The organism is Citrobacter sp. wls826 (assembly GCF_005281245.1).
Lineage (GTDB): Bacteria > Pseudomonadota > Gammaproteobacteria > Enterobacterales > Enterobacteriaceae > Citrobacter > Citrobacter braakii.
In genome coordinates, this window is record NZ_SZWS01000055.1 from 116,526 (window position 1) to 125,363 (window position 8,838).

At 51.9% G+C, this 8,838-nt stretch carries 7 protein-coding genes; 3 read left to right on the forward strand and 4 right to left on the reverse strand.

All coding sequences use genetic code 11. From position 1 onward, the window contains the following. Positions 1 to 1,920 (reverse strand): molecular chaperone DnaK (dnaK, locus tag FDW87_RS16360; protein ID WP_016151634.1); only part of this gene is annotated, 1,920 nt, incomplete at its 3' end. 611 nt (positions 1,921 to 2,531) lie between these two features. Between dnaK and satP the strand changes: the two genes are divergently transcribed. Next, complete coding sequence (gene satP, locus FDW87_RS16365; RefSeq protein ID WP_003018969.1) at positions 2,532 to 3,098, forward strand: acetate uptake transporter; 567 nt, start codon at positions 2,532 to 2,534, stop codon at positions 3,096 to 3,098. A 34-nt stretch (positions 3,099 to 3,132) separates the two neighbouring features. Here satP and FDW87_RS16370 read toward each other — a convergent pair whose 3' ends face one another. The 3 genes from FDW87_RS16370 to tal form a co-directional block, all read right to left on the reverse strand. Continuing rightward, entirely contained in the window at positions 3,133 to 4,440 is a 1,308-nt protein-coding gene (locus tag FDW87_RS16370) for an MFS transporter (RefSeq protein ID WP_137366657.1), read from the reverse strand. A 124-nt stretch (positions 4,441 to 4,564) separates the two neighbouring features. Then, complete coding sequence (mog, locus tag FDW87_RS16375; protein ID WP_016155649.1) at positions 4,565 to 5,152, reverse strand: molybdopterin adenylyltransferase; 588 nt, start codon at positions 5,150 to 5,152, stop codon at positions 4,565 to 4,567. Positions 5,153 to 5,262: 110 nt separating this feature from the next. Further along, positions 5,263 to 6,216 (reverse strand): transaldolase, encoded by a 954-nt coding sequence (gene tal / locus FDW87_RS16380; protein ID WP_016151631.1) that lies wholly within the window; start codon positions 6,214 to 6,216, stop codon positions 5,263 to 5,265. Positions 6,217 to 6,490: 274 nt separating this feature from the next. Here tal and FDW87_RS16385 point away from each other — a divergent pair, with 274 nt between their 5' ends. Together FDW87_RS16385 and yaaA are read left to right on the forward strand one after the other, a co-directional pair. Further along, the gene (locus FDW87_RS16385; protein WP_137379948.1) at positions 6,491 to 7,921 is read left to right on the forward strand and encodes a sodium:alanine symporter family protein; all 1,431 of its coding nucleotides are present in this window, start codon (positions 6,491 to 6,493) and stop codon (positions 7,919 to 7,921) included. A 77-nt stretch (positions 7,922 to 7,998) separates the two neighbouring features. Beyond that, the gene (yaaA, locus tag FDW87_RS16390) at positions 7,999 to 8,772 is read left to right on the forward strand and encodes a peroxide stress protein YaaA (protein WP_053389002.1); all 774 of its coding nucleotides are present in this window, start codon (positions 7,999 to 8,001) and stop codon (positions 8,770 to 8,772) included. Positions 8,773 to 8,838: the final 66 nt, after the last annotated feature.

An 8,838-nucleotide genomic window follows, 5' to 3' on the forward strand; every position in this document is an offset into this window, starting at 1 on the left:
TTTTTTGTCTTTCACTTCTTCAAACTCAGCGTCGACAACGTCGTCATCTTTCGCGTTGTTTGCAGAAGCATCAGCACCTGCTGCGCCAGCCTGCTGCTGTGCGTGCTGCTGCTGAGCGATTTCCATCAGTTTCTGGGAAACCTGTGCCAGCGCCTGCATTTTCGCTTCGATATCCGCTTTGTCTTCGCCTTTCAGAGAAGTTTCCAGCGCGGTCAGTGCAGACTCGATGGCAGTTTTGTCATCAGCCGGCAGTTTGTCGCCTGCTTCTTCAACCTGCTTGCGAGTGCTGTGCAGCAGGTGGTCACCCTGGTTACGGGTCTGAACCAGCTCTTCAAACTTACGGTCAGATTCTGCGTTCGCTTCTGCTTCACGAACCATTTTCTGAATTTCTTCTTCGTTCAGACCAGAAGAAGCCTTGATGGTGATCTTCTGCTCTTTACCGCTATTTTTGTCTTTCGCGGAAACGTGCAGGATACCGTCGGCATCGATGTCAAAAGTAACTTCGATCTGCGGCATACCGCGCGGAGCCGGGCTGATGCCATCCAGGTTAAATTGACCCAGATCTTTGTTATCAGCGGCACGTTTACGTTCACCCTGCAGCACATGGATGGTTACCGCAGACTGGTTGTCTTCAGCAGTAGAGAACACCTGGCTGTGCTTGGTCGGGATAGTGGTGTTTTTCGCGATCAGTGCAGTCATCACGCCGCCCATGGTTTCGATACCCAGAGACAGCGGGGTAACGTCCAGCAGCAGCACGTCTTTCACATCACCGGTCAATACACCACCCTGAACGGCAGCACCGATTGCCACAGCTTCGTCCGGGTTAACGTCTTTACGCGGCTCTTTACCGAAGAACTCAGCTACTTTCTTCTGTACCATCGGCATACGAGTCTGACCACCGACCAGGATAACGTCCTGAACGTCGGAAACAGACAGACCAGCATCCTGCAGAGCAACTTTCAGCGGCTCGATAGAACGGTTAACCAGGTCTTCAACCAGGCTTTCCAGTTTCGCACGGGTCACCTTGATGTTCATGTGTTTCGGACCAGTCGCGTCTGCAGTGATGTACGGCAGGTTCACGTCGGTCTGCTGAGCGGAAGACAGTTCGATCTTCGCTTTCTCAGCGGCTTCTTTCAGACGCTGCATCGCCAGCGGGTCGTTACGCAGGTCGATACCCTGATCTTTCTTAAATTCGTCAACCAGGTAGTTGATCATACGGCTATCGAAGTCTTCACCACCCAGGTGGGTATCACCGTTGGTTGCCAGAACTTCGAAGGTTTTTTCACCGTCAACTTCGTCGATTTCGATAATAGAGATATCGAAAGTACCACCACCCAGGTCATAAACCGCGATAGTACGGTTGCCGACTTCTTTATCCAGACCGTAAGCCAGTGCAGCTGCGGTTGGTTCGTTGATGATACGTTTTACTTCCAGACCTGCGATACGGCCGGCGTCTTTGGTTGCCTGACGCTGAGCATCGTTAAAATATGCAGGTACGGTGATAACTGCTTCAGTTACCGGTTCACCCAGGTAATCTTCAGCCGTTTTCTTCATTTTTTTCAGCACTTCAGCAGAAATCTGCGGCGGTGCCATTTTCTGACCTTTTACGTCAATCCATGCATCACCGTTGTCAGCACCGATGATTTTGTACGGCATGATGGCTTCATCACGCTGCACTTCTTCGTCCTGGAAGCGGCGGCCAATCAGGCGTTTAATCGCAAACAGGGTGTTTTGCGGGTTTGTCACTGCCTGACGTTTAGCCGGCTGACCAACCAGAGTTTCACCATCCTGGGTATAAGCAATGATAGAAGGCGTAGTGCGATCGCCCTCGGCGTTCTCCAGCACACGTGCAGTAGTGCCATCCATAATCGCTACACAAGAGTTGGTAGTACCCAGGTCGATACCAATAATTTTACCCATCTAAACGTCTCCACTAAAAATTCGGTCATCATGTGGTTGTGAATCTGTAATAAGGGCGAAACGTGCGGTTTCAACTACCCTGAATCGTTTTTTTTCAGACTCACCACTGCGGTTGTCTACAAGATGGGGTCGTAACCCACGTCATCAAGGGGGGCATGAAAAATTTTTTTAGCCTTGTGGCAATAAATTCACAGAAAAAAGGCAAAAAGAGATAAAAATGAATAGTCGCCAACCAGAATTAATTCATACAACCAATTAAATCAGGAAAGCCATTCACATAAAAATTGTAATAAAAATAAAAGATTACGAGCATGAATCGTTTTTATGACGACGGTAATCTGGTCTGAATTCACACACTTTTGCAGCCGTCAAAGAGAAACTCCATGAAATCCGTGTTAACCCTTTCCGCCAGCCTGCTTATGGGCCTTCTGCTGAGCAGCACCGCCGTAACTGGCTAGCGTGATGCCCATCACAGGGAAAATAATTCATTTTCCCTTCGTTAGATCATAGACAGTGCCCTCTCCCCTGATTATCATGCCGCGCCCCGAAGACAGCGATCGTTATTCGGGGAAACTATTTCACCATTCAATCAATGATGATTTTGAGGAATTATGGGCAACACTAAGTTGGCTAATCCGGCACCGCTGGGCCTGATGGGCTTTGGCATGACCACCATTTTGCTTAACCTGCACAACGCGGGTTTCTTCGCTCTGGACGTTATTATTCTGGCGATGGGCATTTTCTACGGCGGTATCGCGCAAATTTTTGCCGGACTGCTGGAATATAAAAAAGGCAACACCTTCGGTTTAACCGCCTTTACCTCCTACGGTTCGTTCTGGCTGACGCTGGTTGCGATCCTGCTGATGCCGAAAATGGGCCTGGCGGATGCAACCAATGGTCAGTTCCTGGGCGCTTACCTCGGTCTGTGGGGCGTGTTCACTCTGTTCATGTTCTTCGGTACGCTGAAAGCCGCGCGCATGCTGCAGTTCGTGTTCCTGAGCCTGACAGTGCTGTTCGCCCTGCTGGCCGTTGGCAACATTGCGGGTAACGAAGCGATCATTCACGTTGCTGGCTGGGTAGGCTTAGTGTGTGGCGCAAGCGCCATTTACCTGGCGATGGGTGAAGTGCTGAACGAACAGTTTGGCCGTACCATCCTGCCGATTGGTGAAGCGCACTAATCTGATGCTATCCCCCCTGACGGGGGGATATTCCTTACAAGCGCCGTAACTCTGCCTGTACGCTCGAATCGCGATGATAAAGATCCTGTCGCAGCCAAATCCCCAAACCTAGCCCTACCAGCGATAACGCCAGCACATACCAGGCCGGAGCCATTGGCGACACGCTCATCAACATCGTGACGGCGATTGGCGTCAGACCACCAAAAATGGCGTACGACACGTTGTAAGAAAAGGATATTCCGGTAAAGCGGACTTCCGCCGGAAACGCGCGCACCATCACATAAGGCACAGCCCCCACCACGCCAACGCATAACCCCACCAGCCCGTATAACAGGAACAAATGCTGGGGATGGCTGCCGGTCAGGTGATAGAAAAACCAGCTTGAACAGGCCAGCAGCAGGCTGCCGACAATAAAGGTTTTGCTGGCGCCGACCCGATCGACAATAAACCCGGCCAGCAGACAACCGACGCACAGCATAATGGTAGCGACACTGTTGGCTTGCAACGTTAGCGCCGGCGCAAAGCCATACTGCTTCTGCAACCAGACTGGTGACATCAGGATCACCACCACAATCCCAGCCGATAGCAGCCAGGTCAGCAGCATTGAAATAACCACCGCTTTTTTATGTTTGCTCACCACTGACTTCACCGGTAGCTCTTGCGCCAACGCTTTACGCTGCTGCATTTCGAGAAATATGGGCGTCTCCTGCAGCCAGCGACGCAGGTACATCGCCACCAGCCCAAACACGCCCCCCAGCAGGAAAGGAATACGCCAGCCGTAATCATGCACCGCCTGCTGCGTCAGGCTGGTGTTCACCAGCGTCGCAACCACTGACCCCAGCAGAATTCCCACCGTCAGGCCGGCAGTCAGCGTTCCGCAGGCAATGCCGATGCGACGCTCCGGTACATGCTCCGCCACGAACACCCACGCGCCCGGAACTTCTCCGCCGATGGCAGCGCCTTGCAAAATACGCATCAGCAGTAACAGCAGCGGCGCGAGGATCCCCATTGAGGCGTAAGTAGGCAACAGGCCAATCGCCAGCGTCGGTATCGCCATCAGCAAAATGCTCAGGGTGAACATTTTCTTGCGCCCGACCAGATCGCCAAAGTGCGCCATGATGATGCCCCCCAGCGGACGCGCCAGATATCCAGCGGCAAAAATTCCGAAGGTTTGCACCTGACGTAGCCATTCAGGGATGTCTGCGGGGAAGAAGAGCTCGCCAACAACAGCGGCAAAGAAGACAAAGATAATGAAATCATAAAACTCAAGCGCACCACCAAGGGCAGCAAGCGTAAGGGTTTTATAATCCTGGCGATTCAGCGGTCGAGTGTGTTGTGACATAGCAAACCATGAGTCAGTGAAGTAATTGAATCTGTTTGTTGATATATGTAAAGCAAAAATTACTATATCGTAAACAATTCAATACTCCACTGTCATTGGCACTTATGTCACGATCGGGCTACTTTCAGGCTTTTGTATCGCGTATTGCGCTTTTAGGACGAAAAGATGCTACAACAGTCGGTGCGGTTTCCACATACGGCCCATCCAATAGCTGTATACAATACGGTACACTTGCAAAAATACCCGGCACGATAACCTTACCGTCGGCATCTTTCACACCTTCCAGCGTCTCTTTGATCGATTTTGGCTGCCCAGGCAGATTCAGGATCAACGCCTGCTTGCGAATCACGCCAACCTGACGGGAAAGAATCGCCGTTGGCACAAAGTGCAGGCTTATCTGGCGCATCTGCTCACCAAAGCCCGGCATCTGACGGTCGGCTACGGCAAGCGTCGCATCAGGCGTAACGTCACGACGGGCCGGACCCGTTCCGCCGGTAGTCAGCACCAGATGACAACTCATTTCGTCAACCAGCTCGCATAAGGTCTGTTCGATGATCGCCTGTTCATCCGGGATCAACCGCGTTTGCAGCTCAAAAGGGGTGGTAAGGGCAGACGCCAGCCACTCTTCAAGGGCCGGGATACCTTTATCCTGGTAAACGCCGCTGGAAGCACGGTCAGAAATGGAAACCAGGCCAATGCGTAAAGTATTCATGATTATTCCGTTTAAACAGTCTCGTTAAACAGAATGATACACTGCGAAGGGAAGGACAGACAGGTTTCAGAAGAGGTAGCGTGACCCATATCAGGGCCACGCACTAATGATTACAGCAGATCGCCGATCATTTTTTCCAGTTTACCCTGGTCTACAGCAAACTTACGGATACCGTCCGCCAGTTTGTCTACAGCCATCGGATCCTGGTTATGCTGCCACAGGAACTCAGCTTCGGTGATGCGTGCAGGGCGCGCTTTCACTTCGCCGGAGAAAGACAGTTTACGTTCGATAGCGCCTTCGCTTTCTGCCAGTTCTTTCAGCAGTGCCGGAGCAATCGTCAGACGATCGCAGCCTGCCAGCTCAATGATTTCGCCGATGTTACGGAAGCTCGCACCCATAACTACGGTTTCGTAACCGTGCTGTTTGTAGTACTCGTAAATTTCCGTTACGGAAACCACACCCGGATCTTCTGCCGGTGCATACTCTTTCTTGTCGGTATTGGCTTTGTACCAGTCAAGAATACGGCCAACGAACGGAGAAATCAGATATACGCCAGCTTCTGCACATGCACGCGCCTGCGCGAAGGAGAACAGCAGAGTCAGGTTACAGTTGATGCCTTCTTTTTCCAGCTGCTCAGCGGCACGGATGCCCTGCCAGGTTGAAGCCAGTTTAATCAGGATGCGATCGTTGCTGATGCCAGCATCGTTGTACATTTTGATCAGGCGTTTTGCTTTAGCGATGGACGCGTCGGTGTCGTAGGACAGACGAGCGTCAACTTCAGTGGAGATACGACCTGGGACCAGTTTCAGGATCTCCAGACCGATATTTACTGCCAGCTTGTCGGTCGCGTCGACGACCTGCTGCGCACGGTCGTTGCTCTGCTGCTTAGCCCAGGCTACAGCGTCATCAATCAGCTTGCGGTATTCCGGGATCTGCGCTGCGTTAAGAATGAGAGAAGGGTTAGTTGTGGCATCCTGAGGCTGATACAGCTTCATTGCCGCGATGTCTCCGGTGTCGGCCACTACTGTGGTGAACTGACGAAGGGAGGTCAATTTGTCCGTCATGATAGCGATTCTCTTTAAACAGCTTGTTAGGGGGATGTAACCGATCTTCCCTGATGATAGCACGACGCACTCTCAGCGCAACCGCCTGGATTGTCCGACCAGCCGCTCAGCCCTGATTACGCATCGCCAAGCCTGTGATGCGCAATTAAGGGATATAACGATTGTTATGATAAACTCCCGTAATCAATCACCTTATAAGGTATATACTGGTCGATTATTGGTAGCGCTTACATGGGAATATTCGCGCTTACCGGCATCAACAAGAGGGATGTTAATGCCTGATTTTTTCTCATTTATTAATGAAATACTCTGGGGATCGGTGATGATCTACCTCCTGCTTGGCGCAGGATGTTGGTTCACCTGGCGTACAGGGTTTATTCAGTTTCGCTATATTCGCCAGTTTGGCAAAAGTCTTAAAAACAGCATCAGCCCGCAGCCGGGCGGTTTAACTTCCTTTCAGGCTTTATGCACCAGTCTTGCCGCACGTATCGGTAGCGGAAATCTGGCGGGCGTGGCGTTGGCGATTGCCGCTGGCGGCGCGGGAGCCGTGTTCTGGATGTGGGTCTCGGCGATCATTGGTATGGCGACGTCATTTGCCGAGAGCTCTCTTGCCCAACTGTATAAAGAGCGCGACAGCAAGGGACAGTTTCGCGGCGGTCCTGCGTGGTATATGGAGCGTGGGCTGGGCATGCGCTGGATGGGCGTTCTTTTTGCCATCTTTTTACTCATTGCTTATGGTCTGATTTTTAACAGCGTTCAGGCAAATTCGGTCTCTCATGCGCTGACCTTTGCTTTTGATATCCCTCCCCTCTTTACCGGTATCGCACTGGCAATAGTGTCATTATTGGCAATCATTGGCGGCATTAAAGGCGTTGCCCGCCTGATGCAATGGTTCGTTCCGATGATGGCGCTGTTGTGGGTCGGTTGCAGCATCGTCATCTGTCTGTGGCATTTCGGACAGCTCCCCGGCATTATCATGACCATTATAAAAAGTGCCTTTGGCTGGCAGGAAGCCGCAGCCGGTGCCGCCGGGTATACACTAAGCCAGGCCATTGCCAGCGGCTTTCAACGCGGTATGTTTTCTAATGAGGCCGGAATGGGATCAACTCCGAACGCGGCCGCGTCAGCAGCATCCTGGCCTCCGCATCCTGCGGCACAAGGCATTGTGCAAATGATCGGAGTATTAGTTGATACGCTGATTCTCTGTACGGCCAGCGCGATGATTGTTCTGTTGGCTGGTAATGACGCCAGCTATGTACCGATGGAAGGCATCCAGTTACTCCAGAAAGCGATGGTTTCAGTAACGGGAGAATGGGGTGCCGGATTCGTGGCGTTAATTGTGATTCTGTTTGCTTTTAGCTCTATCGTAGCCAACTACATCTATGCGGAAAATAACCTCGTTTTCCTGAAGCTGGACAATATCCGCGTCATCTGGCTATTACGGATCGCCACCGTTAGCACCGTTATCGGCGGAACGTTAGTCAGCGTTCCGCTGATCTGGCAGTTGGCGGACATCATTATGGCGTGTATGGCCATCACTAACCTGACGGCGATTCTGCTGCTTTCACCGGTTGTGCAGACTATCGCCTGCGACTATCTACGCCAACGCAAACTCGGGGTGCGCCCAGAATTCGATCCGCGCCGTTATCCTGATATCAGACAACAACTTGCGCCCGAAAGCTGGGATGAGCCGCCGCGCGGATAGCGCGGCAATCGCAACCATCGATCAATTCTGTCGTTTTTTTTGCTAAAGTCGCAGTAAATTTCCTGCAAGGACTGGATATGCTGATTCTGATTTCACCTGCAAAAACGCTCGACTACCAAAGTCCGCTGGCAACGACGCGTCATACATTGCCCGAACTGCTGGATCACTCTCAGCAGCTTATTCACGTGGCGCGCCAACTCTCTGCTCCGCAAATTGGCAAGCTGATGGGAATTAGCGACAAGCTGGCGGATCTGAACGCCACGCGTTTCCATGACTGGCAGCCTGATTTCACGCCGGAAAACGCACGCCAGGCCATTCTGGCATTTAAAGGCGACGTGTATACCGGACTGCAGGCTGAAAACTTCAGCGAAGCGGATTTCGACTTCGCTCAGCAACACTTACGGATGTTGTCCGGGCTGTACGGCGTTTTGCGTCCGCTGGATTTGATGCAGCCTTACCGTCTGGAGATGGGTATTCGTCTGGCCAATGCGAAAGGTAAAGATCTCTACCAGTTCTGGGGAGATACCATCACCGATAAACTTAACGAAGCGCTGGAAGCGCAAGGCGACAGCGTAGTGATTAACCTCGCCTCGGATGAGTATTTTAAATCCGTGAAGCCGAAAAAGCTCAATGCGGAGCTTATCAAACCGGTCTTCCTCGACGAGAAGAACGGTAAGTTCAAAGTCATCAGCTTCTATGCAAAAAAAGCGCGCGGCCTGATGAGTCGCTACATTATTGAGAACCGCTTAACGCAGCCAGAACAGCTGACCGCCTTTAACAGCGAAGGCTATTTCTTTGATGAAGAAGCGTCAGGAAATGGCGAACTGGTGTTTAAGCGCCAGGAGCAGTAGTAAAAAGGCCGGATGGCGGCGAACGCCCGATCCGGCCGACAGGTTTTGTAGGCCCGCTAAGCAAAG